Here is a 21579-nt window from a genome sequence, read left to right on the forward strand (position 1 = left end):
CCGTGGAAGAGACTGATCGGGCTATCGTCGCCGCGCTGACCACCGACGGCCGGGTGTCGTACACCGAGCTGGCCGAGCGGGTGGGCCTGTCGGTGTCGGCGGTTCATCAGCGGGTGCGCAGGCTGGAGCAGCGCGGGGTGGTCAACGGCTACACCGCCCGGGTGTCGTACGAGGCGGTGGGGCTGCCGTTGAGCGCGTTCGTCGCGATCCGGCCGTTCGACCCTTCCCAGCCGGACGACGCCCCGGAACGGCTGTCGCATCTGGCGGAGATCGACTCCTGCTACTCGGTGGCGGGGGAGGACTTCTACCTGCTGCTGGTCCGGGTGGGGAGTCCGGCGGACCTGGAACGGCTGCTGCAGGAGATCCGTACGGCCGCGAACGTCACCACCCGGACGACGGTGGTGCTGTCCACCCCGTACGAGTCGCGTCCACCAAAGTTGGTCTGAGTCTGAACGGGTCCTGACTCTGCTGCCGCTTGTCCCCTGCCAGGACTGCGAGACCCAGCCCTTTCCTATCATCCTAGGACGCGCTAGACGCTGTGCCCAGCATCCTCCTACACAGCCGCAGGCACGCACCGACCCCCGTACCGTTTGAAGCCCACCACGCCGGGCATGCAGGAAGCACGGACGGAAACCGTCCGGTCAGTACCGCGATAGGAGTGATCGACCATGGGCATGACCGACAAGGCACGCAACAAGGCCGAGGAGCTCAAGGGCCAGGCGAAGGAGCGCTACGGCGCGGCGACCGACAACGAGCAGATGCGAGCCGAGGGCGCCACCGAGGCGAGCAAGGCCCGGACCAAGGACGCGGGGGAGCACGCGAAGGACGCCGGCCGCAACGTACGGGACGCGTTCGGCGGCTGACGAGCAGCGGGCCGGATCAGCCGGTGGTGGTCGTCCGTTGCCGGGACCACCACCGCTGTCCGGACTCCGGCAGCGTGTCGATGGGGTCGTAGTACGGGTACCGCCGCCCCAGGTCGTCGTCGGTGCCGTCGAGCGAGGTGCGGTAGTTCTTGGTCCAGTACGAGATGCCGTGCTCCCGGTCGTACTCGGTCAGCATGTGCACCCAGCGCTTGCCGACCAGCGGCACATCGCACACGATCCGTGGGGTGGCGTAGCCGGGCAGGTAGCCCATCAGGTCGTGCTGCAACTGTTGCGCGGTCCAGACCGGGACCCGCCAGTGCTCGGCGTTGGGGATCATGTCGCAGAGGTAGAAGTAGTACGGCAGGATGCCGGCTTCGCCCTGGAGCGCGAAGCACAGATCGAGCAGGCTGTGCAGGTCGGCGTTGACGCCGCGCATCAGCACCCCCTGGTTGCGGACGTCGCGGATGCCAACGTCGAGCGCGGTCTGGGCGGCCCGGGCGACCAGCGGGGTGAGTGACTGCACGTGGTTGACGTGGGTGTGGATGGCGAGGTTGACGCCGCGGCTGGCGGCAGTGCGGGCAACGCGTTCCAGGCCGGCCACGACATCGGGCTGCAGCCAGTGCTGGGGTAGGCCCATGAGTGCCTTGGTGGCCAGCCGGATGTCCCGGATGCTGTCTATCTCCAGCAGGCTCTGCAGGTAGCTTTCGAGGTGCCGCCAGGGGAGGTTCGCCACGTCGCCGCCGGAGACGACGACGTCGCGAACTCCGGGGTGCCCGCGCAGGTAGTCGAGGTGCGCCTGGTAGCGGTTGGTGGGCTTGAGGGTCAGGCGGAGTTTGTCGATGGTCGGGGTGGAGTTGCCGACCAGGTCCATCCGGGTGCAGTGGCCGCAGTACTGCGGGCAGGTGGCGAGGAGTTCGGCGAGGACCTTGGTCGGGTAGCGGTGGGTCAGTCCTTCCGCCACCCACATGTCGTGTTCGTGCAGGGAGTCGCGGCTGGCGTACGGGTGGGACGGCCAGTCGGTCCGGCGGTCGCTGGCCAGCGGGAGCATGTAGCGCCGGATGGGGTCGGCCCGCAGGGAGTCGCCGTCGGGTGCGCCGCCCGGCACCATCGTGTTGATCATTTGCGGGGTGACCAGCATGGACATGGTGGCGTGACGGCTCTGATCGGCGCCGAGTTCGGCGTAGAAGTCGTCGTCGACGAGGTCACCGAGGACGGCGTGCAGTTGGGCGACGGTCTTGACGCAGTGGGCCCGTTGCCACTGGGCGGACTGCCACTGTTCGGGGGTGACCTCGCGCCAGCCGGGTAGTCGGGTCCAGTCGGGTTCGACGAGTTCGCGGCGCTGGTATTCGTACGGCTGGGGCAGCGTCGGGGTGGTTCCGGGGCTGTTCGCCGAGGTGGGTTGCGGCATCGGTCCTCCTGGCTCGGTGCGTCCGGTGGGGCGTACCGCACTCCTGGATAATTTCCTGTGTGTTGACTAGTCTGCCGTAAGTCTTCCGGTCCTGCTAGGTGCTAGGTGGTGATTCGGTTGTCGATCGGTGGCTCCGGTGGGCAGCTGTCGTCTCCCGCGCAGGTGGGGAGCAGACTGAGCAGATGACGACTCGTACGGTGAGTTCGGAGGCCGGTCTGCCCGTGGTCCTGTACCGGGGCGGCAGGTTGTACTGCCCGGCGGTGCCGGGAGCGACGGCGTTGCTGGTGCGCGACGGCCGGATCGGCTGGTTGGGCGCGGACACGGACGCGCCCACGGCGGACGTCGTGGTCGACCTGGCCGGCGCGCTGGTGACTCCAGCCTTCGTCGACGCGCATGTGCACGCGACCGACACCGGCCTGGTGCTGTCCGGCCTGGATCTGTCGTCGGTGCGTTCCCCGGCCGAGCTGGTCGACCGGGTGGCCGGCTTCGCGGCGGGGCTGCCGCCGGACGCGGTGGTGCTGGGGCACGGGTGGGACGAGTCGACGTGGCAGCGGCCGGTGCCGCCGGACGCGCGGCAGTTGTCGGCGGCGTCGGGCGGTCGGCGGGTGTACCTGTCTCAGGCGTCGATCCATTCGGCGCTGGTGTCGTCGGAGATGCTGGCGGCGGTGCCGGGTCTGGCGGAACGCTCCGATCCGCCGGGGTGGGTGCGGGAGGACGACCATCACGCGGTGCGGGCGGTGGCGTTCGGGTCGTTGACACCGGCGCAGCGTGCGGCGGCGCAGCGGGCCGCGTTGGCTGCGGCGGCCGGCGCGGGTATCGCGGCGGTGCACGAGTGCGGCGGTCCGCAGACGTCGTCGGAGTCCGACTTCGTCTCCGTGCTGGCGATGTCGGGCGACGGCCTGCCGGAGGTGTACGGGTACTGGGGGGAGTTTCTGGGCGCGGCGCGGGCACGGGAGCTGGGTGCGGTGGCCGCCGGTGGTGACCTGTACGCCGACGGCGCGTTGGGGTCGCGGACGGCGTACCTGTCGCAGCCGTACGTCGACGGCGGCGGCTGTGGCAGTTGTTTCCTGGACGCCGATCAGGTCGCGGCGCATCTGGTGGATTGTGTCCGGTCGGGGGTGCAGGGCGGGTTCCACGCGATCGGTGACGCGGCGGTGGCGGCGGTCGTGGACGGTTTCGCGGTGGCGGCCGGCGAGGTCGGGATGGAGCGGCTGCGGGCCGGCCGGCACCGGGTGGAGCACGTCGAGTTGGTCGACAAGCGGGTGATCGGGGCGTTCGTCGAGTTCGGGGTGGTGGCCAGCGTGCAGCCGGCGTTCGACCGGTTGTGGGGTGGTGAGGGTCAGATGTACGCGGCGCGGCTGGGCGTGGACCGGGCGTTGGCGTCGAATCCGTTCGGGGCGTTGCACGGGGTGGGTGTCACGTTGGCATTCGGTTCGGACTCGCCGGTGACGCCGCTGGATCCGTGGGGTGGGGTGCGGGCTGCGGTTTCGCACTTCAATCCGGCGTCACGGTTGGCGGTTCGGTCGGCGTTCGCCGCGCACACCAGGGGCGGTTGGCGAGCGTTGCCGCCGGGTGTGGTGCAGACCGCGCAGGAGGGGGCGTTGGCGCTGGGGGCGGCGGCGACGTTCGCGGTGTGGGAGACGCCGGCGGGTGTGTCGGCGGACGGCCTGCCGGTCCTGGTGGCGGAGGATCCTGCGCTGCGCGGGCCGGCGGATCCGACGCCGTTGCCGCGGTGTCTGCGGACGGTGCTGCGGGGGCGGGAGATCTTCGTGGCGGCGGATCGGGCGGCGGCCGGTGTGGGGTGAGCGGGGGCGGCCGGTGACACGCCGGTGATGACACGCCGGTGGCGGTGGTCGATGTTCCTGGGCCGGGTTGACAGCACCGGGGGTGGCCCGCGTACCGTCTTTGAGTCCTACCACGGGAAGCGGCTGTTGTTCGCTTCGTTTCTTCGTCCGCTGGCCGAGCGACTGTTGTCGCAGTGTGGTTGTGCCGCTCGTGGATTGCCACGGGTGGTGTCCGCATCGGCCAGGTCCAGTGGGCGAGGGTCGGCGAGGCGGCGCGAACCGGCCGCGACTTTCCGGTGTACGGGCAGGTGGTCGTGCGGGGCCAGTAGACAACGGTCCGTCGGGGGCAGCCAGTTCCCGGTTGGCCGGTCCGAAGGTCGCCGTACGGTCGTCCTGCCGCATCGGCGGGGGAGGGGCCTGGGAGCGCGGGGCGCGGCCGGATCGGCCGCGCCCCGATTTCTCGTTCGGTGGGCGGTGCGTCGCCGGCTGTGGCTGTCGTCGTCGGTCGGGCGGGCTTGCCGGTAGCCTTCGTCGGATGGATCGGTGGCTGCCGCGGGTGGTGGCCTGGCGGGTGGGGCTCGACGTGGCGATGGTGGATGCGGCGGTGACGCCGGTGCGGTCGGGGCCGGCGGCGGTCGCGGCGGCGGGTGGCCCGTTGGGGTTGCCGTGGGCGATCGGTCTGGCGGTGTTGTCGGGCGCGGCGCTGCTGGTGGCTTTTCCGCCGTACGGCTGGTGGTGGGCGGCCCCGGTGGGGGTGGCGGTGTTGTCGGTGGCGGTGCATCGGCGTCGGTTGCGGGCGGGTGCGGGTCTGGGGTTCGTGGCCGGGGTGGTGTTCTTCGCGCCGTTGCTGAGTTGGACGAATCTGCACACGGGCAGTTTGCCGTGGGTGTTGCTGTCGGGGTTGCAGGCCGGTTACCTGGCGTTGCTGGGTGCGGTGGCGGCGTTCGTGTCGCCGGTGGTGGATCGTCGCCGGGTGGTGCTGTGGCCGGTGGTGACCGGGTTGTTGTGGGTGGGGCAGGAGGCGTTGCGGGGTCGGACGCCGTTCGGTGGGTTCCCGTGGGGGCGGTTGGCGTTCAGTCAGGGTGATTCGCCGGTGTTGTCGTGGGCGGCGGTGGGTGGGGCGCCGTTGGTGACGTTCGTGGTGGCGGTGGCCGGTGGGGTGTTGGCTGCGGGGGTGTGGCGTTCCTGGCGTTCGTTGCGAGGTTTGGCGCCGGTGGCCGGGGGTGTCGGTGCGGCGGTGCTGGTGCTGCTGGTGGGTGGCTTGGTGCCGGTGGGGGGCGGATCGTCGGGTTCGGTGGTGGTAGCGCTCGTGCAGGGCAACGTGCCGCGGATGGGGTTGGATTTCAACGCCCAGCGCCGGGCTGTGTTGGACAACCATGTGCAGGGCACGGTCCGGTTGGCGCGGCAGGTGGCGGCCGGTGAGGTGCCGGCGCCGGATCTGGTGGTGTGGCCGGAGAACGCCAGCGACGTGGATCCGACGCGTGACCCGCGGGCGGCGGCGAGTATCGATGAGGCGGCGGCGGCTATCGGGGTGCCGATCCTGGTGGGTGCGTTGGCGTACGGGCCCGGTGCCGGGGAGGTGCGCAACGTGAGCCTGGTGTGGGAGCCGGGTTCCGGTGGCGACGTGGAGCAGGTGTACGTGAAGCGGCATCCGGTGCCGTTCGCTGAGTATGTGCCGTTTCGGCGGTTGGCGCGGATGGTCACCGATCAGGTGGATCTGGTCCGGGCGGATTTCGTGGCCGGCTCGCAGCCGGGTGTGCTGCGGGTGGGTCCGGTGGCGGTCAGCGGCATCATCTGTTTCGAGGTGGCCTACGACGGGTTGGTCCGTGACACGGTGACCGGTGGTGCACAGGTGTTGGCGGTGCAGACGAACAACGCGACGTTCAATGAGGCCGAGGCGGCGCAGCAGTTGGCGATGGTGCGGTTGCGGGCGGTGGAGCATGGTCGGGCCGGGTTGATGGCGTCGACCGTTGGCATATCAGCGTTTGTCGATCAGAATGGGCGGGTGTCGCAGCCGACCCGGTTCAACACGGCGGCCGCCGTGGTGAGTGAGCTCGAGCTCGGGGCGACGCGTACTCTTGCGACTCGGATGGGTTTCTGGCCCGAGGCGGTGCTGGTGGTGTTCGCCGGCGCGGTGCTGGTCGCCGCGGTGTGGCTGCGGCGGCGGGTGGTCAGTTCGGATACGGAGGTACGGTGAGCGAGGCGGTGTCGGCGGGCGGTGGCCCGGAGGGCTACCCGGGTGTCGGTCGGGTGCTGGTGGTCGTTCCCACCTACAACGAGGCGGAGAACGTACGTCTGATCACCGCCCGGATCCGCGACGCTGTGCCCCAGGTCGACGTGCTGATCGCCGACGACAACTCGCCGGACGGTACCGGGGCGGTCGCCGATGAGCTGGCTGCGGCCGACGGCCAGGTGCATGTGCTGCACCGGCCGGGGAAACAGGGTCTCGGCGCGGCCTACGTCGCCGGGTTCGGCTGGGCGCGGGAGCGTGGCTACGACGCGGTGGTCGAGATGGACGCTGACGGTTCGCATGCTCCGGAGCAGTTGCCGCAGCTGCTGGACGCGGCGCGGGACGCCGACGTGGTGATCGGTTCCCGGTGGGTGCCGGGCGGTGAGGTGGTGAACTGGCCGCGGCACCGGTGGGTGCTGTCGCAGGGGGCGAACCTGTACACGCGGTTGGCGCTGGGTATGCCGGTGCGGGACGCGACCGGTGGTTACCGGGTGTACCGGATCGCGGTGCTCGACAAGATCGACTACGCGAGTGTGTCGTCGCAGGGCTACTCGTTCCAGGTGGAGTTGACCTGGCGGGCGCACCGTGAGGGGTTCCGCATCGTCGAGGTGCCGATCACGTTCGCGGAGCGGGAGCAGGGCGCGAGCAAGATGAGCGCGTCGATCGTGCGGGAGGCGTTGTGGCGGGTGACCGTCTGGGGGGTTCGGGCCCGCCGGGACGGGTTGACCGGCCGGCGTCGCGACACGGCGTCGGCGCGCTGGCCGTGACGACGGCGCGTGCCATGATGCTGGACAGGTGACGTGACGCCACGTTCGCAGGAGGTGACATGCGCCGGGGAGTGCGGTTGATCCCGTTGGCGTTGGCGGCCGGTCTGGTGCTGGAGGTCGCCGTTTTCCTGCTGATCGCCCATCAGATCGGCTACGGGTGGGCGTTGCTGTTGGTGCTGGCCGCTTCCCTGGCAGGTATGGCGCTGCTGCGTCGGGAAGGGACGCGCGCCTGGCGGAGTTTCCGGGCGGCGGCGCAGTCCGGTCGCCCACCCGGCGAGCAGGTCAGTGATGGTCTGCTCGGGTTGGTCGCTGGTGTGTTGTTGGCGTCGCCGGGGCTGGTCAGTGGCGTGTTCGGTGGTGTGTTGGCGGTGCCGCAGGTGCGGCGGGTGGTGCGGCGGCGGGTTCAGGTCGCTGCGGAGCGGCGGATGTCGTCGGCGGCGGCGGCGGAGATGTTCGGGCCGCGCCGGGTGCGGGTGTATCCGCCGCCGCCGCCGCCGCCGTCGCCGTCGGCGTCCGGTTCGCCGCCGGCGGGGTCTGTGGACGGTTCCGCGCAGCAAACCGCTGCGGGTGGTCCGACGATCGAAGGGGAGATCGTCGACCCGCCGCGGTGAGCGGGCAACGCGGGGCGGGAGCGTGACGATGCCCCTGACGCCGGCGTACGGCATCAGGGGCGTCGGGTGTCTGGTCTGCCCGCCGGTCGGCGGGGGCGGGTGGGTCAGACGCCGCCGCGCCGGTTGCGGACCTCCTGCAGACGTTCGGCCAGGATGTCTTCCAGTTCGGCGATCGACCGCCGTTCCAGGAGCATGTCCCAGTGGGTGCGTGGCGGCTTGGCCTTCTTCTGCTCCGGTTCGCTGCCGTCGACCAGCCGGGCGACGCTGCCGTCGAACTTGCATTCCCAGGTCACCGGCACCTCCGCGTCGACGGCGAACGGGACCTCGAACTGGTGGCCTTTGGCGCAGAGGTACTCGCGGGTCTGGCGCGGCGCGAGTTCCGTGTTGCGGTCGGACTCGTAGCTGACTGCTCCCAGACGGCTTCCGCGCAGCATGCGCTCGCCCATGATCGGCTATCCCCTCGGTCGTGGTGCTGGTCTTCAGGTGTAACGATGTGCCCGGGGCGGGCGATTCCCGCTGTCAGCGGACGCTGCCTGGTAGCGGCAGGGCCCGCGCCCGGACGTGTGCGAGCGTATCCGGCCGATGCTCGTTGCTGCCGTGTCACTGGTGCGCGGACGCCGTCGCCGCCGGGGTGAAACACGGCGTTAACGAAGTCTGGCACATCGGTGACGATGTTGATGCGATGTAGGTCACTGTGCCGGCGCCGCCGGTGGCTTGTCGACCGGCCGCTGGGCGGTGCTGAGCGCTGCCAGCGCCGTGGCGAGGTCGCTGACCTGACGGGACAGTTCCGTGACCCGGTTCTGGGCGTTGTCACGTTCGGCCCGGGCGGTGTCGAGCGTGGCGGCGAGTTCCGTCGCGGTGTGTCGGGCCTGTTCGGCGCGGGCGACGGCGGCTGCGGTCTCCGCCCGGGCGGTGTCGGCGTCAACGCGGGCGGTGTCGGCATGGTGTCGCGCCGCATCGGCGCGCCGCTGCCACTGGTCGATGTCGGCGCGGGCCCGGTGCAGCTCTTCACCTGCGGCGGCGGCGTCTGTGCGCGCCTGAGCGGCGTCGGCCCGGGCGGCTTCGGCTTGCGCGCCCGCCCGGTCGGCGCGGATGTCGGCCTGCCGGCGGTGGTCGTCGGCGGTGCGTGCGGCTTCGCTGGCGTCGGCCGCTGCGGCGGTGGCGGCTGCCGCCTCCCGGGTGAGTTCGTCGATGACGCGCCGGTCGTCGTCGTGTTGCCGGGTCAGTTGTTGCAGTTGTTCACGGACGGTGTCGCGGTCGTGTTCGGCCTGCCGCAGCAGTGCGGCGGCGGCAGCAGCCCGCTGCTGCGCGGCGGCCTGTTCCGTCCGTGCCTGCGCGGCCTGCTGGCGGGCCGCCGCGGCTTCGACGGTCGCGGTTCCGGCGCGTGCCTCGGCGGTTTCGGCGCGGGCGGCGGCCTGCGCGGCGGCCTGTTGTGCCTGGGTGGCGGCTGTCGTGGCGGCTTCGGCGAGCTGCCGCGCGTCGTCGCGTTCGGCCTGGGCGGCGGCGAGGGTGGCGGCGGCTTCGGCCCGGACTTCGGCGACGCGACGGTCGACGCCGGCTGGGGAGAGTTCGGCGTGCAGTGTCTCGGTGAGGGTGCCGACCATCTGGTCGAGGCGGTCGACGAGTTCCCAGCTGCGGGCGATCTGGCCGGCGAGACCAGGGGCGTCGCGGCGGCGCATCCGGTTGGCGCGGGAGGCGCGTTGGCAGGCTCCGTCGTTGTCGCGGCAGTACCGGAAGGGGCGGCCGGCGGCTGCCCGTTGCGGTACGGGTGCGCCGCAGTGTGCGCAGGGCCGGGTTGCGGTATCGGTGTCCGGCGGCGGGGTGTCCATCGCCGCCGAAGTGTAGTTGCCGGTCTGACGCGTACCGCCGTCGTGGTGGCCGCAGGTCTGACTTCGGCTGCTTCGCGGGGTGTGTTCCGGCTGTGCGGCGTACGGTCGGCTGGTGGGTTCTGGCGGTGTTGGGCGGTCGATGCGGGAACGGATGGTCGCTGGTGACCTGTACCGTGCCGACGATCCGGAGCTGGTCGAGATGTCGCTGCGGGCGATGGATCTGACTGAGGAGTACAACCGCACGTCGGCGCGTGACGGTGAGCGGCGCCGGGCACTGCTCGTCGAACTGTTCGCCGAGGTGGGGGAGGATACCGAGGTACGGCCTCCGCTGTGGGTCGACTACGGCGTTCACATCAGCGTCGGGTCCCGTACCTTCGTCAACTTCGGGCTGGTGGCGTTGGATGCGGCGGCCATCAGCGTCGGTGACGATGTGCAGATCGGCTGCAACGTGCAGGTGTTGACGCCGACTCATCCGCTCGCGGCCGGTGCACGCCGGGACAAGTGGGAGTCCGCGGAGCCGGTCCGGATCGGCGACAACGTGTGGCTGGGCGGCGGGGTGATCGTGCTGCCCGGGGTGGAGATCGGCAGGGACACGGTGGTCGGTGCGGGGTCGGTGGTGACCCGGAGCCTGCCGGCCGGGGTGCTCGCGGTCGGCAACCCGGCGCGGGTGGTGCGGGATCTGCCGGGCGACCGGACCGGCGGAGGGTGACGCGGGCGTCAGTCGGCCTGCAGGGCGTCGACGAGACGCTCGAGCGCGGCCGGTGTGGTCTGGGGCAGGAACAGGGAGGGCTCCACCAGTTCCAGTTCCAGCACGCACGGCTGGCCGTGGTCGTCGCGGACGAGGTCGACCCGGGCGTAGAGCGGGACGCCGAACGAGTCGGTGACGGTGTCGACGGCTTTGCGCGCTACGGCGATCAGTTCCGGGTCGGCGACATGTGGCGTGCTGGTTTCCGGCGCGAACAGGTCGTCGATCGGGTCGGTGTGGGGCAACAGGACCCGTTTGTTCGCGGCGTGGCTGAACCTGCCGGTGAAGAAGACGAGGGGCCATTCTCCGTCGTCGGCCACCGAGGTGAGTCGTGGCTGGACCAGCACGCTGGTGCCGGCGGCGTGCAGTCTGCGGACGTGGGCGTACGCCTCGTCGTGCTGTGCCGGCCGGTACGAGGCGACGTGCCGGCTTCCCGCGCCGACGGCCGGTTTCACCACGAAGTCGCCGGCGGGGAAGTGTGGACGGTGCCCCGGCTCCACGAACGTGGTCGGTGTGACGGGTACCCCGGCCCGGTCGAGGTCAGCGAGGTAGTGCTTGTCCAGGTTCCACCGCAGCATCGGTAGCGGATTACGCAGATCCGTCACCTGTTCGACGGTTTCCAGCCAGGTGAGGAACTGTCCGAGCCGTTGCGGGTAGTCCCAGGTCGAGCGCAGGACGGCCCGGTCGTAGTCGGCCCACCGCACCGCAGGGTCGTTCCACACCACCACGTCGACGGCGAGGCCGGCCTGCCGTAGCGCCGGCAGGGCCAGCGGTTCGTCCTCGTCGTGTCCGCGTGCCTCGTGGGCGGAGACCCATGCCAGCCGGGTGACCATGCGTTGATCGTACGGCCCGGACGGTGGACGGGCCGGGTCAGCGGTTGTCGCCGCTGCCACCGAGTACGCCACGGTTCTGGCGGCTGGCCAGCTTGGCCAGGTTGCCGGTCGCGATGTCGTTGAGTGACAGGTCGAGGTAGGCGGCGAGGGTCGCCACGTACCACAGGACGTCGCCGAGTTCCTTGGCGATGTCGGCCCGGTCGAGTCTGGACTCGTCGCTGTCGTGGTCTCGGACCCATTTCTTGAACTTCTCGGCGATTTCGCCGGACTCGCCGACGAGTCCGAGTACCAGGTGGAGCAGTTCGTTGTTCTTGTCGCGTGGCGTGGCGGTGCGCAGGGCGCCGCGCTGGTAGTCGTCCAGGTCCATGGCGGACCAGTATGGCGGTTCACGCTCGCCCGCGCCGCTCCGCACCCTGTCGCCGGATTATCGGATTATCGGAAACGGCTATCCAATAATCCAAGCGGAGCCTCGGGCGCCGACAAGCACTACACCATAATGACAGTTATGTGGTGCCCGGACGTTTCTGGTCTGGCGTCAGCTCGTGTGGCGGGCGCCCGTCGGTCAGAATCGGCACGTCGGCGACGGTCTCGGCGAGGGTGGTGCGGTGGCAGGCGCGGATCGACGTGGCCTCGGTCAAGTGTTCAACGAGGTGCCGGAGCTGTACGACAGGGTCCGGCCGGGGTACCCCGCCCCGTTGTTCGCCGACCTCGTCACCATCACCGGCCTAGGTGAGAGGTCGCCTGTGCTTGAGGTGGGCTGCGGTACCGGTCAGGCGACGCGTTCGCTGGCGGCGCTCGGGTGTTCGGTGACCGCCATCGAGCCGGGCGCGGGTATGGCCGCGCTTGCTCGCCGACGGCTCGCTACCTTCGGCAACGTCACCGTCGAGTCGTCGACGTTCGAGGAGTGGGACGACCGCGGTCGACGCTTCGACCTCCTCGTGGCAGCTTCAGCGTGGCACTGGGTCGATCCTGCGATCGGTTGGCGGCGAGCACGCGAGGTGCTCCACCCCGGGGGCTGGATGGCGCTGCTCGGCCACGTCGTCATCCGCCGGCCCGGCGAGCCGGAGGTGTACGCCGAGACCGCCGATCTCCACGAACTGTTCTCCCCCGGCAATCCCGACTGGGGCCGTCCGCCGATTGAGGGCGACGTGCGCAGCACCGACGAGGGCTGGGGACTGGTCGACGATCCCGGCAGCCTGTTCGGCCCCACGATCGTGCGCTGGTACCCCACCGTCCAGTGGTTCGACGGCGACGGGTTCGCCGACCTCCTGCGCTCGCAGTCGCCGTACCGCAGGCTCGACCACGACGTCCGCGAGCCGCTGCTCGACGCCATCGCCGAGCGCATCCGTAGCCGCATGGGCGACCGAGCGGCACGCCGGTACCTGAGTGTCCTGCGTATCGGTCAGCGCGCGGAGTGATTTCAACGGTAATCCGGTCACGTTCTTCGATGGCGTCCGTAAGCTGGTGCTCCTACCCGGACGCCAGCAGCTGCGTCAGCTGGTCCAGGCCGGCTCTGATCAGCCGGGCGTACTCGTCGTCACCCAGGGCGTCGACGCCCGCCTGCGCGTACCGCAGGTGTTCCCGGGCCCGGTCGAGGTCACCGAGCTTGCGGTGACACTCGCCGAGGTTGAGGTGCAGCGACGGGTACAGGCCGGCCACCCCGGCCTGCGCCACCCGGGTGTCGGTGAGCAGGTCGGCCGCAGCCAGGGCCCGCTGGTCCCAGCGCAGTTCCTGGTGCACGTCGTCCTGCACGTCGGCCATCGCGTGGGCGAGGACGCAGACGTGCAGCGGATCCCCGTCCTGCCCGCCGATCTCGTCCCAGATCCGCGCGAACAGGTCACGGGCGGCGTCCCGTTGACTGCGCTGGTGGTGCAGCTGCACCCCGTCGTTGATGCGGGCGAGCGTGGCGTCGACGGTCATCGGCTGCTCCCGGAACGTGCATGTCGCGGCGACACCGATGGTAGTCGGCCGGCCGGACCCGACCGGTCGACCGACGGGGCGTGGTCCGGGGCGGCGGTGAGCGCGAGCACGGTGGCCAGTGCGGCGGCGGCGTCGAGCAGGGCCCGGGACCGGCCGGTGAGGTCGGCGTCGCGGACCGCCAACGCGGCGGTGATGTCGGCCGACCGCCCGGCGGAGCGCAGTCGCGGCATCAGGGCCCGTAGCGGCGCGACCCGGTAGCCGGCCTGACGCAGCTGGTGCGCGACGCGGGCGTCGCGGACCTGGGCCGGAGTGTACCGGCGGGGTCCGCCCGCCCGGTCGCGGTCGGGCACGACGAGGCCTTCGGCGTGCCAGTGCCGCAGCGTCGACGGGCGTACGCCGAGCGCCGTGGCCAGCTCGGAGATGCTCATCGCGTCGCAGCCGCGTACGTCGTCGATGGGTTCGGCGGTGATGGCCCGGGCCGCCAGCTGGGCCTGTCGCAGGTCGGCGCGTTCGGTGTGCAGCCGGGAGTGGGCGGCGTCGAGCAGGGCGAGCATCCCGTCGGCCGGGCGGCGGTGGGCGGCCTGGACGATCCTGCGGGCCTCGGCCGGTCCGGTCGCCGCAGCCAGGGCCCGGTAGGCCAGCGCCGACTGCAGGTGCAGTTCCCCGAAGACCCGGTGTCCGGTGGCGGTACGGGCCGCCGGCGGCAGGATGCCGTCGCGTTCCAGGTTTCGGATCTGCTGAACGCCGTACCCGGCCCGCCGGGCGACGTCGACGGTGCGCATTCGAGTCGAGTGGAGACCTTCCGTTTCGGATACCTGTGCTCGGGATCGTGAAGTCTCCATAAGCACTGCAATGTAACGCTTCAGGTATGACCCAGGACGAGATCATCGCGTTCGTCGCCGGCCTCGGCGACGTACTGACCCTCAGACCGGCGTCCGGCGACGGGACACCGCCGATCAGCTGGGGCGACACGTTCTTCTACGTCTCGCCCGACGGCACGGTCCCGACCCGGCGGCAGCCGTTCGCCACGATCGTCACCAAGGACTACCCGGGCGACGCGACGTCGCGCCTGGACCGGCCGGGTGTGTTCCGGCTCAACGTCGCCGTCGGACGCGACGATTTTCTGCGGCACGCCGGGCACGAGGCTCGCGGGGCCGCCCCGGCCGGGGTCGATCCGGCCGCCGCCGACACCGTGTTCGCCCATCCCGTGTACGGTGCCGGCGGCTGGCTGGCGGTGGTCGACCCCGGTCCACGCACCGACGCCGTGGTGCGTGACCTGCTGCGCGCGGCACACCGTCGCGCCGGCGCACACCACCGACGACGGGACGGCAGGAGTTAGCGGGTGGGCGTGCGCCCACCCGCTGTCACCGCGGTGTGCCCGGTCGCGGGACGTGGTTGACGAACACGACGCTGTCGACCGTGTCGAGCTGCGCCGGGTCCAGCGGGAAGTAGGCGAAGTCGGGGCTGACCCGTGGGACGGCTGCGGTGAGGGTCCGGGCCAGTCGGCGGGCGTCGACGAGGCAAGTGTCCCACGGCAGCGTGGCGAGGGCACCTTCGACGGTGTCCGGCGGTGGTGTGTCGTCGCCGAGGGTGCCGAGGGCGGAGGCCAGGTAGGCGTACCGGTCGCCGAGGCGGGCCGCGGTGATCGCACCCGCGCTCCACATCCGCAGCTGCTGGTCGCCGAGCGACATGACGCTGCGGTTGCGCTGCAGGTGCAGGTTGTGGGCGAAGACCAGAGCGGGGCCGTGGTCGGCGACGGCCCGCAGGTTGGCGGCCATCATCGCGTCCCGTAGCGCCGACAGCCGGGCGATTCGGGCGGGGGACGGGTCGGCCATCGCGTGGTGGTAGCGGAGCAGGCCGACGGCGGTACGCCCGTACAGTTCGGCCCGTTCGCGGTCGGCGGGGTCCAGCTGCGGCGCCTGGGTGTCGAGCAGCGCCAGCAGGTCGTCGGTGATCAGCCGGAGCTGCTGGGCGTCGGCGGACCGGCCGATCGACCGGGACGGGTCGGTGACGGTGGCCGGGTCGGACCAGCGGTCGTCCGGGCCGAGCAGCGAGTCGAGGGTGTCGCGGGTGCCGGGCGGCGGGTCGTCGAGCAGGTCGTGCAGGCCGGTGAGTGCCTGGCGTGGGCTGGCCGCCCAGTACTCCAGGGGGCCGTCGAAGCCGTGGAACCGTAGTTTGTCGTCGTGGTCGGTGTTGTAGGCCCGCATCCAGCTGACCAGGTCTCGGTTGGCCGGTGAGGTGCCGAACTGGTGGCTGAAGCCGTGGCGCATGACGTCGTCGAGGGTGCCGGTGCCCGCCGTGACGTACTCGTCGACCACGAGGCCCATCAGGCAGTCGCTTTCGACGGCGATCGACCGGTAGCCCTCGTGTGCGACGAGGTGTCGGAAGATGTCGTTGCGCAGCTGGCCCAGTTCCTCCACGAAGTGCCGGGCCTCGCCGAGGCCGAGCAGCAGGGGTCGGGCGGGCAGCGACCGCAGGAATGCCGAGATGCCCGCAGCGTCGGCTGGACGGGCGGTGTCCGTGATATCCATTCCTTCAACGGTATCGTTGAAACAACGGTGTAAGGTTTGTGTGCGTTTGGCGCTGGGATGCCTCGTCAACTTTCAAACAGTGAGGTAGCTGTGCGGCCGGTGGACCTGGCGCGGGAGCATGGTCTGTCCCCTCAGGCGGTGCGCAACTACGAGCAGGCCGGTGTCCTGCCGGCGGCTGCGCGGACCGCCGCGGGTTACCGGGTCTACACGCCGGTGCACGCGCAGGCGCTGCGGGCGTTCCTCGCGTTGGTCGCCGGGCACGGTCACGCCACGGCGACATCGATCATGCGGGCGGTGAACCGGGGTGCCGTCGACGACGCGCTGCGGCTCGTCGACGACAGCCACTGCCAGTTGGTCGACGACCGGCGTACCGTGCAGGCGGTCGAGGCAGCGCTGCGTGATCTGGCGCCGGTCGCGCCCGAGCGTGGCGGGACGTTCATCGGCCCGTTGGCGGCCCGGCTCGGTCTGCGCCCGGCCACCCTACGCGCCTGGGAGGCCGCCAATCTGGTCCGGCCGGGCCGGGACCGGCGGACCGGGTACCGGGTCTACGACGCCGCCGACGTGCGCGACGTGATGCTGATCCACCAGTTGCGCCGGGGTGGCCATCTGCTGGCGCAGATCGCGCCGTTGATCACACAGGTCCGTACCGCTGGTGGCGTCGCCCCGCTGGAGTCGACGCTGCGTGTCTGGCGGGACCGGTTGTCCGCGCGGGGTCGGGCGATGCTCGCCGGCGCCGCCGAACTGGACGCCTTTCTGCGTGTCCGGGCGGCGGCGTCAGCCGGGTCGGCTGCGGGTGGGCCGGACTGATTCTCGGTGGCCCGGGTCGCCCGGTGCGGGTCAGACTCGTCCGGTGTCGACGTTCGACGAGCTGATCGCCGAGGCTTCGGCGGTGCCGGTGGCGGGCTGGGACTTCTCCTGGTTCGCCGGCCGGGCCACCGAGCAGCGGCCGTCCTGGGGGTACGCGCGGTTGCTGGGCCGTCAGATGGCCATCGCCCGGCGGGCGGTGGATGTGCAGACCGGCGGCGGCGAGGTACTGGCCGAGGTTCCGACGCCGCCGCCGCTGCTGGTGGCGACGGAGGCCGCAGTGGTGGGTGGTGCCGAACCAGGCGCCGGAGACACCCGCGTACGGGGCGACCACGGTGATGCCGGCACCGTATTGACATCCTCGCCGCCCTAAACGGCGGCGATTCCAGCCACGCCGCGCGTGACACGCGCAGCGTTCTGGCGGGTTACCGTTTCACCGCGCGGTGCCGGGACGGGTCCCGGTCCTACCCGCGCTCCACGGTCGTTGACGTCCGCCTGCCCGGCGGCCTTGATGTTGATCGCCGCGTTGACATCCCGGTCGTGGTGACCGCCACACGGACACACCCACGACCGCACGTCCAACGCCATCCTGTCGTTGACGCGCCCGCAGTCCGAGCACATCCGGGTGGACGGGAGCCACCGGTCCACCCGGGCGAACGTACGCCCGTATCTCGCCGCCTTGTACTCCAGCATGGCGACGAACGACGACCATCCGGCGTCGTGCACCGACTTCGCCAGCCGGGTCCGGCCGAGACCGACGACACACAGGTCCTCGACGTACACCGCTTGATTCTCACGGATGATCGTCGTGGACAGCTTGTGCTGCCAGTCCCGCCGGGTGTCGGCCACCCGGGCGTGCGCCCTGGCGACCTTCACGACGGCCTTCCCACGGCGGTTGCTGCCCCGCTGTTTACGCGACAGGGCCTGTTGCAGCCGTTTGAGCTTGCGGGCCGCGCGGCGCAGGAACCTCGGCGCGGCCACCTTCGTGCCGTCCGACATGACCGCGAAGTGCGTCAGCCCCAGATCGATCCCCACCTCGGCGTCCACCTCGGGCAGCGGCTCGTCCTCGCTGGTCCGCACGACGAACGAGGCGAAGTACCGCCCGGCGGCGTCCCGGATGACCGTCACGGACGACGGGTCCGACGGCAACGACCGGGACCAGCGCACCGCCAGGTCGCCGATCCTCGGCAGCCGCAGACGACCGTTGTCCAGCACCGTGAACCGGGAGTTACGGGTGAAACGGATCGCCTGCCGGTTGTCCTTACGGGACCGGAACCTCGGCGGCGCCACCATGCTGCCTTTACGCCTGCCCGACACGGAGTGGAAGAAGTTGCGGTAGGCGGTGTTGAGGTCCGCGAGGGCCTGCTGCAACACCACGGCCGACACCTCACCCAGCCACGCCCGTTCCGGAGTCGCCTTGGCCCGCGTGATGACCCGCTTGGACAGTTCGGCGTCCGAGATGTACGGCAGGCCCTGCTCGTGGGCGGTCCGCCGTGCGCGCAGCCCGTCGTTGAACACCACCCGGGCGCATCCGAACGCCTTCGCCAGCGCGATCTGCTGGCCGGGTGTCGGGTAGACCCGGAACTGGTACCGGAGCTGCACGAACCACACGATATCATGTTGATCTATGGCAGAAGGTGAGGGTATCCGTACCGGCAGGCACTGTGTCTTCGCGATGCATGTCCATTTGGTTTTCGTGACGAAGTTCCGGCACCCGGTGTTCGCCGACCGGCACCTGACCCGGATGGAACAGATCATGCGGGACGTGTGCCGCGACTTCGAGGCCGAGCTGGTCGAGTTCAACGGCGAGGACAACCACGTCCACCTGCTGGTCGACCACCCACCCAAAGTCGCCGTTTCCCGCCTGGTCAACTCACTCAAGGGCGTCCCGTCGCGCCACCCGCGGCAGGAGTTCCCCGAACTCGCCCGCCACTACCACCGGGCCAACAAACTCTGGTCGGGCTCGTACTTCGCCGGCTCCGTCGGCGGCGCGCCACTGAGCATCGTGACGCAGTACATCGAGCAGCAGAACCGGCCAGGTTAGAGCACTGCTCGGGCCCTGGCGGCCCTCCCAGCGCGGGCCTTCACCCCCGGCCTGAAGGCCGGAGCACTGGCCCGCATTCCGGTAGCCGGCGGGCGGCGTCGGGGCGCTGCCAGGCGGGGTCGGCGGTCAGCGGCACGAACGCCTTGGCCGCGTAGGCGAGGTCCCACAGCCGGGTGCCCGGCGCGGCGGTGTCCCAGTCGATGAAGGCCCAGCGGTCGCCGACGACCAGGTTCCAGGGCGCGAGGTCGTGGTGGAGGACCAGATCGGTGCCGTCGGGTGGGATGAGCCGCCGCCAGACGGCACCCGGTGGTGGGGTGAAGCTGGCGGCCGCGTCGTGCAGGTCGCGTACGAGGCGGCCGACCCGGCGCAGGGCCGCGTCTGGGCCGAGCAGGTCGAACCGGTCCGGCCAGGGGACCGTTCCGGGCAGGTAGGTCAGCACCTCGCGGCCGGCGGCGTCGACGCCGAGCGGTCGGGGTGCGCCGCCGAACCCGGCGTCGTGCAGGTGGGCGAGGAAGGCGTGCACAGCGGGGGTCCACGCGCCAGCGGGTCCGGTCGACCGGTTTGTCCCGCGTACGGGACGACTTGACGCTCTCAGGGTTGCGCGCTATAGCTATAAGTAAGTTGAGTCTGCGGGGCTCAACTTGAGGGAGTGAGAAGCCCGCACCCGTGAGGAGGTCCGACAATGTTGATGCGCACCGACCCGTTCCGGGAGATCGACCGGATCGCCGAGCAGTTCTTCGGCACCACCACCCGTCCGGCCGTCATGCACCTGGACGCCTACCGTGACGGCGACTGGTTCTACGCCGCGTTCGACCTGCCCGGCGTCGACCCGGACAGCATCGAGTGCACCGTGGAACGCAACGTGCTGACGGTGCGTGCCCAGCGCCACCGCCCCACCGGCGACAAGATCGAACTCGTCGCCGCCGAACGACCGATGGGCACCTTCACCCGGCAACTGTTCCTCGGCGACACCCTCGACACCGACAAGCTGGAGGCCGGCTACGAGGCCGGCGTGCTGACCCTGCGGATCCCGGTGGCGGAGCGCGCCAAGCCGCGCCGGGTCTCGATCAGTGTCGGCGACGACGGCCGCCGGCAGCTCAGCAACTGAAACCCACCACCGGGTCCCCGCCCGGCGCCGGAGCGCACCGGGCGGGGACCCGTCGTGTCCGGCGGGGGACAAGCCGGCAAACGCCTCGCGCCGGTGTCGCCGGCCGGGCATCCTGGGAAGATGATCGACCCCCGGTTGACCGGGCACGTCGCGATCGTGACCGGCGCGAACCAGGGCATCGGCGCGGCGATCGCGCTCGCCCTGGCCACCCAGGGCGCCGCGGTGCTCGCCGCGTACCTGCGGATGGACCCGTCCTCCTACGCCGACGATCCGTCGTTTCCCGCCCAGTACGGGCAGGTCCGTGCCCAGGACGCACGCAGCGTCGTCGACCGGATCGTCGCCGCCGGCGGCAAAGCGGTGGCCGTGGAGGCCGACCTGGCGGACCCGGCCACCCCGGCTCGGCTGTTCGACGAGGCGGCGGCCTCGTTCGGCCCGGTCGACATCCTGGTCAACAACGCCAGCGGCTGGCTCAGCGACACGTTCCGGCCGGACAGCCGGGACCGGTTCGGCCGGCCGTTGACCCACGTCGACGCCGGCACCTTCGACCGCCAGTTCGCCGTCGACGCCCGCGCACCGGCGCTGCTGATCGCCGAGTTCGCCCGCCGGCACCTGGCCCGCAAGGCCAGCTGGGGGCGGATCGTCGGATTGACCTCCGGCGGCCCGCACGGCTTTCCCGAGGAGGTGTCGTACGGGGCGGCCAAGGCCGCACAGGAGAACTACACCATGTCGGCCGCCGCCGAACTCGCCCCGTACGGAGTGACCGCGAACATTGTGCAGCCGCCGGTCACCGACACCGGCTGGGTGACGCCGGAGGTGGAGAAGCGGATCACCGGTTCGAGTCCGCTGAGCCGTATCGCCCGCCCGGAGGACGTCGCCGAGGTCGTCACCCTGCTGGCCTCGCACCAGGCCCGTTACGTGACCGGCCAGATCGTCCGGATGTCCTGACCGCGCCGCACCGCAGGTCGCGGCCGCCGTTGGCCGGCCGGCCGAGGTCACGAACAGCGCGGAAAGATCACGTACGGCGTTTCGGCGTCGTCGGTGACGCCGGCTTTGGCATCCTGCTGCGATGCGTCGCCCCACCACCCCCGGTCTCGTCCCCCGGCCGGCCGACCGCGGCCTGCCCGCCGCCACCGCCCCGGTCGACTTCACCGAGGCGTGGCTGCGTAACCGTCGGCTGTCCGAGCACACCCGGGCCGCCTACCGCCGGGACGTGACCGGCTGGTTGTCGTGGTGCACCGCCACCGGGCTCGACCCGCTGCAGGCGTCGTTCCTGGACGTCAACGCCTACGCCCGGACGTTGGAGGCCACCGTCGATCCGCGCAGCGGCCGGCTGCTGACCCCGGCGACGGTGGCCCGCAAACTGTCCGCCATGTCCAGCTGGTACGCGTTCCTGGTGCGGCTGCGGGCGGTACCGGCCAACCCGGTGACCGACGCGGACCGGCCGCGGATCGACCGGGACCATTCGGCGACCGTCGGGTTGAGCCCCGACCAGGTCGACGCGTTGTTCGCGGCGGCCCGCGCCGACACCGGGGCGAGCGGTGCGCGCAACCTCGCCGTGCTGGCGTTGCTGGCCGACCTGGGGCTGCGTGTCGGTGAACTGGTCAGCCTCGACGTCGCCGACGTCGGCGACGAGCGGGGGCACCGCAGCGTCCGGTTCGTCGGCAAGGGCGGCCGGGCCCGCCGCCGGGCGCTGGCGCCGGACACGGCGGCGGTGCTCGACGCGTACCTGGCAGTCCGGGCCCGCGCCGCCGGTGTCGCGGCCGATGCGCTCGACGGCCCGCTGCTGGCCACCGCCAGCGGCGCGCGGCTGGACCGGCACGCCGTGTTCCGGCTGGTCCGGCGGCTGGCCCGGGCCGCCGGTCTGCCGGCGTGGGACCGGCTGTCGCCGCACTCGCTGCGGCATGCGTTCGCCACCACCGCCCGCGCCGAAGGGGTGCCGCTGGAGGACGTGCAGGACGCGATGGGTCACGCCGATCCGCGGACCACCCGTCGGTACGACCGGGACCGGTACAACCTGGACCGGGACCCGGCGTACCGGATCGCGGCGGCGCGGGCCGCCCGCGTCGCCAGGTCCGGCTGAGCGTCTCACCGGATCCGGCAGG

Annotated in this window: 25 protein-coding genes; 15 read left to right on the plus strand and 10 right to left on the minus strand. The window is 71.3% G+C overall.

What is annotated here, in order from left to right; all coding sequences use genetic code 11:
* The first annotated feature begins 2 nt into the window (after positions 1-2).
* Both O7553_RS11805 and O7553_RS11810 read left to right on the plus strand, forming a co-directional pair.
* Positions 3-446 (plus strand): Lrp/AsnC family transcriptional regulator, encoded by a 444-nt coding sequence (locus O7553_RS11805; protein ID WP_281554833.1) that lies wholly within the window; start codon positions 3-5, stop codon positions 444-446.
* A 222-nt stretch (positions 447-668) separates the two neighbouring features.
* Positions 669-863, plus strand: coding sequence for a CsbD family protein (locus tag O7553_RS11810; protein WP_281554834.1), 195 nt, complete (start codon positions 669-671; stop codon positions 861-863).
* A 16-nt stretch (positions 864-879) separates the two neighbouring features.
* Here the strand turns inward: O7553_RS11810 and O7553_RS11815 are convergent, their stop codons facing one another.
* Positions 880-2271 carry a lysine 2,3-aminomutase gene (locus O7553_RS11815; protein ID WP_281554835.1) on the minus strand — a complete coding sequence of 464 codons (1392 nt, stop codon included), beginning with the start codon at positions 2269-2271 and terminating at the stop codon, positions 880-882.
* 182 nt (positions 2272-2453) lie between these two features.
* Between O7553_RS11815 and O7553_RS11820 the strand changes: the two genes are divergently transcribed.
* The 4 genes from O7553_RS11820 to O7553_RS11835 all read left to right on the plus strand — a co-directional run bounded on the left by O7553_RS11820 (position 2454) and on the right by O7553_RS11835 (position 7663).
* A complete protein-coding gene (locus O7553_RS11820; protein ID WP_281554836.1) occupies positions 2454-4076 on the plus strand; it encodes an amidohydrolase family protein in 1623 nt (540 codons plus the stop codon).
* A 568-nt stretch (positions 4077-4644) separates the two neighbouring features.
* On the plus strand, positions 4645-6252 hold the full coding sequence (gene lnt / locus O7553_RS11825; RefSeq protein ID WP_281555582.1) for an apolipoprotein N-acyltransferase: 1608 nt from the start codon (positions 4645-4647) through the stop codon (positions 6250-6252).
* Entirely contained in the window at positions 6249-7052 is an 804-nt protein-coding gene (locus O7553_RS11830) for a polyprenol monophosphomannose synthase (protein WP_278169043.1), read from the plus strand. Before lnt ends, O7553_RS11830 begins: the two co-directional genes overlap by 4 nt.
* Positions 7053-7111: 59 nt before the next feature.
* Positions 7112-7663, plus strand: a complete 552-nt coding sequence (locus O7553_RS11835; protein ID WP_281554837.1) for an FxsA family protein — start codon at positions 7112-7114, stop codon at positions 7661-7663.
* Positions 7664-7767: 104 nt separating this feature from the next.
* Here O7553_RS11835 and O7553_RS11840 read toward each other — a convergent pair whose 3' ends face one another.
* Both O7553_RS11840 and O7553_RS11845 read right to left on the minus strand, forming a co-directional pair.
* Positions 7768-8109 (minus strand): RNA polymerase-binding protein RbpA, encoded by a 342-nt coding sequence (locus O7553_RS11840; RefSeq protein WP_123601539.1) that lies wholly within the window; start codon positions 8107-8109, stop codon positions 7768-7770.
* Positions 8110-8352: 243 nt separating this feature from the next.
* A complete protein-coding gene (locus tag O7553_RS11845) occupies positions 8353-9492 on the minus strand; it encodes a serine/threonine protein kinase (RefSeq protein WP_281554838.1) in 1140 nt (379 codons plus the stop codon).
* Between the two features lie 112 nt (positions 9493-9604).
* Here O7553_RS11845 and O7553_RS11850 point away from each other — a divergent pair, with 112 nt between their 5' ends.
* Positions 9605-10201: a sugar O-acetyltransferase gene (locus O7553_RS11850; RefSeq protein ID WP_348650077.1), complete on the plus strand. Its 597-nt coding sequence runs from the start codon at positions 9605-9607 to the stop codon at positions 10199-10201.
* An 8-nt stretch (positions 10202-10209) separates the two neighbouring features.
* On the opposite strand, the gene O7553_RS11855 is transcribed toward O7553_RS11850, so the two are convergent.
* Positions 10210-11070 (minus strand): hypothetical protein, encoded by an 861-nt coding sequence (locus O7553_RS11855; protein WP_281554839.1) that lies wholly within the window; start codon positions 11068-11070, stop codon positions 10210-10212.
* A gap of 37 nt (positions 11071-11107) precedes the next feature.
* A complete protein-coding gene (locus tag O7553_RS11860; protein ID WP_281554840.1) occupies positions 11108-11437 on the minus strand; it encodes a nucleoside triphosphate pyrophosphohydrolase family protein in 330 nt (109 codons plus the stop codon).
* 271 nt (positions 11438-11708) lie between these two features.
* On the opposite strand from O7553_RS11860, the gene O7553_RS11865 reads away from it, so the two are divergent.
* Positions 11709-12488, plus strand: coding sequence for a class I SAM-dependent methyltransferase (locus O7553_RS11865; protein WP_281554841.1), 780 nt, complete (start codon positions 11709-11711; stop codon positions 12486-12488).
* Between the two features lie 52 nt (positions 12489-12540).
* Here O7553_RS11865 and O7553_RS11870 read toward each other — a convergent pair whose 3' ends face one another.
* Positions 12541-12990 (minus strand): hypothetical protein, encoded by a 450-nt coding sequence (locus tag O7553_RS11870; RefSeq protein WP_281554842.1) that lies wholly within the window; start codon positions 12988-12990, stop codon positions 12541-12543.
* Positions 12987-13772: a MerR family transcriptional regulator gene (locus tag O7553_RS11875; protein WP_281554843.1), complete on the minus strand. Its 786-nt coding sequence runs from the start codon at positions 13770-13772 to the stop codon at positions 12987-12989. The genes O7553_RS11870 and O7553_RS11875 overlap by 4 nt, the downstream gene beginning before the upstream one ends.
* Positions 13773-13858: 86 nt before the next feature.
* Between O7553_RS11875 and O7553_RS11880 the strand changes: the two genes are divergently transcribed.
* A complete protein-coding gene (locus O7553_RS11880) occupies positions 13859-14329 on the plus strand; it encodes a DUF6194 family protein (protein WP_281554844.1) in 471 nt (156 codons plus the stop codon).
* 25 nt (positions 14330-14354) lie between these two features.
* Here O7553_RS11880 and O7553_RS11885 read toward each other — a convergent pair whose 3' ends face one another.
* Complete coding sequence (locus tag O7553_RS11885) at positions 14355-15521, minus strand: erythromycin esterase family protein (RefSeq protein WP_281554845.1); 1167 nt, start codon at positions 15519-15521, stop codon at positions 14355-14357.
* Positions 15522-15578: 57 nt separating this feature from the next.
* Between O7553_RS11885 and O7553_RS11890 the strand changes: the two genes are divergently transcribed.
* Together O7553_RS11890 and O7553_RS11895 are read left to right on the plus strand one after the other, a co-directional pair.
* The gene (locus O7553_RS11890) at positions 15579-16328 is read left to right on the plus strand and encodes a MerR family transcriptional regulator (protein WP_281554846.1); all 750 of its coding nucleotides are present in this window, start codon (positions 15579-15581) and stop codon (positions 16326-16328) included.
* A gap of 43 nt (positions 16329-16371) precedes the next feature.
* Positions 16372-16698, plus strand: coding sequence for a hypothetical protein (locus O7553_RS11895; protein WP_281554847.1), 327 nt, complete (start codon positions 16372-16374; stop codon positions 16696-16698).
* Here the strand turns inward: O7553_RS11895 and O7553_RS11900 are convergent.
* Positions 16695-17927, minus strand: coding sequence for a transposase (locus tag O7553_RS11900; RefSeq protein ID WP_281554848.1), 1233 nt, complete (start codon positions 17925-17927; stop codon positions 16695-16697). The two genes, O7553_RS11895 and O7553_RS11900, sit on opposite strands and share 4 nt — an antisense overlap.
* Before the next feature lie 25 nt (positions 17928-17952).
* Between O7553_RS11900 and tnpA the strand changes: the two genes are divergently transcribed.
* Positions 17953-18369, plus strand: a complete 417-nt coding sequence (gene tnpA / locus O7553_RS11905; RefSeq protein ID WP_281554849.1) for an IS200/IS605 family transposase — start codon at positions 17953-17955, stop codon at positions 18367-18369.
* 40 nt (positions 18370-18409) lie between these two features.
* Here the strand turns inward: tnpA and O7553_RS11910 are convergent, their stop codons facing one another.
* A complete protein-coding gene (locus O7553_RS11910; protein WP_281554850.1) occupies positions 18410-18892 on the minus strand; it encodes an aminoglycoside phosphotransferase family protein in 483 nt (160 codons plus the stop codon).
* 159 nt (positions 18893-19051) lie between these two features.
* Here O7553_RS11910 and O7553_RS11915 point away from each other — a divergent pair, with 159 nt between their 5' ends.
* From O7553_RS11915 to O7553_RS11925, 3 genes are all read left to right on the plus strand, one after another.
* A complete protein-coding gene (locus O7553_RS11915) occupies positions 19052-19477 on the plus strand; it encodes an Hsp20/alpha crystallin family protein (protein WP_281554851.1) in 426 nt (141 codons plus the stop codon).
* 120 nt (positions 19478-19597) lie between these two features.
* Positions 19598-20422 (plus strand): SDR family oxidoreductase, encoded by an 825-nt coding sequence (locus tag O7553_RS11920; RefSeq protein ID WP_281554852.1) that lies wholly within the window; start codon positions 19598-19600, stop codon positions 20420-20422.
* Between the two features lie 121 nt (positions 20423-20543).
* The gene (locus O7553_RS11925) at positions 20544-21557 is read left to right on the plus strand and encodes a tyrosine-type recombinase/integrase (protein WP_281554853.1); all 1014 of its coding nucleotides are present in this window, start codon (positions 20544-20546) and stop codon (positions 21555-21557) included.
* Positions 21558-21579 lie beyond the last annotated feature (22 nt).

This window comes from Solwaraspora sp. WMMA2059 (genome assembly GCF_027497315.1).
In the GTDB taxonomy this organism is placed as follows: Bacteria; Actinomycetota; Actinomycetes; order Mycobacteriales; family Micromonosporaceae; genus Micromonospora_E.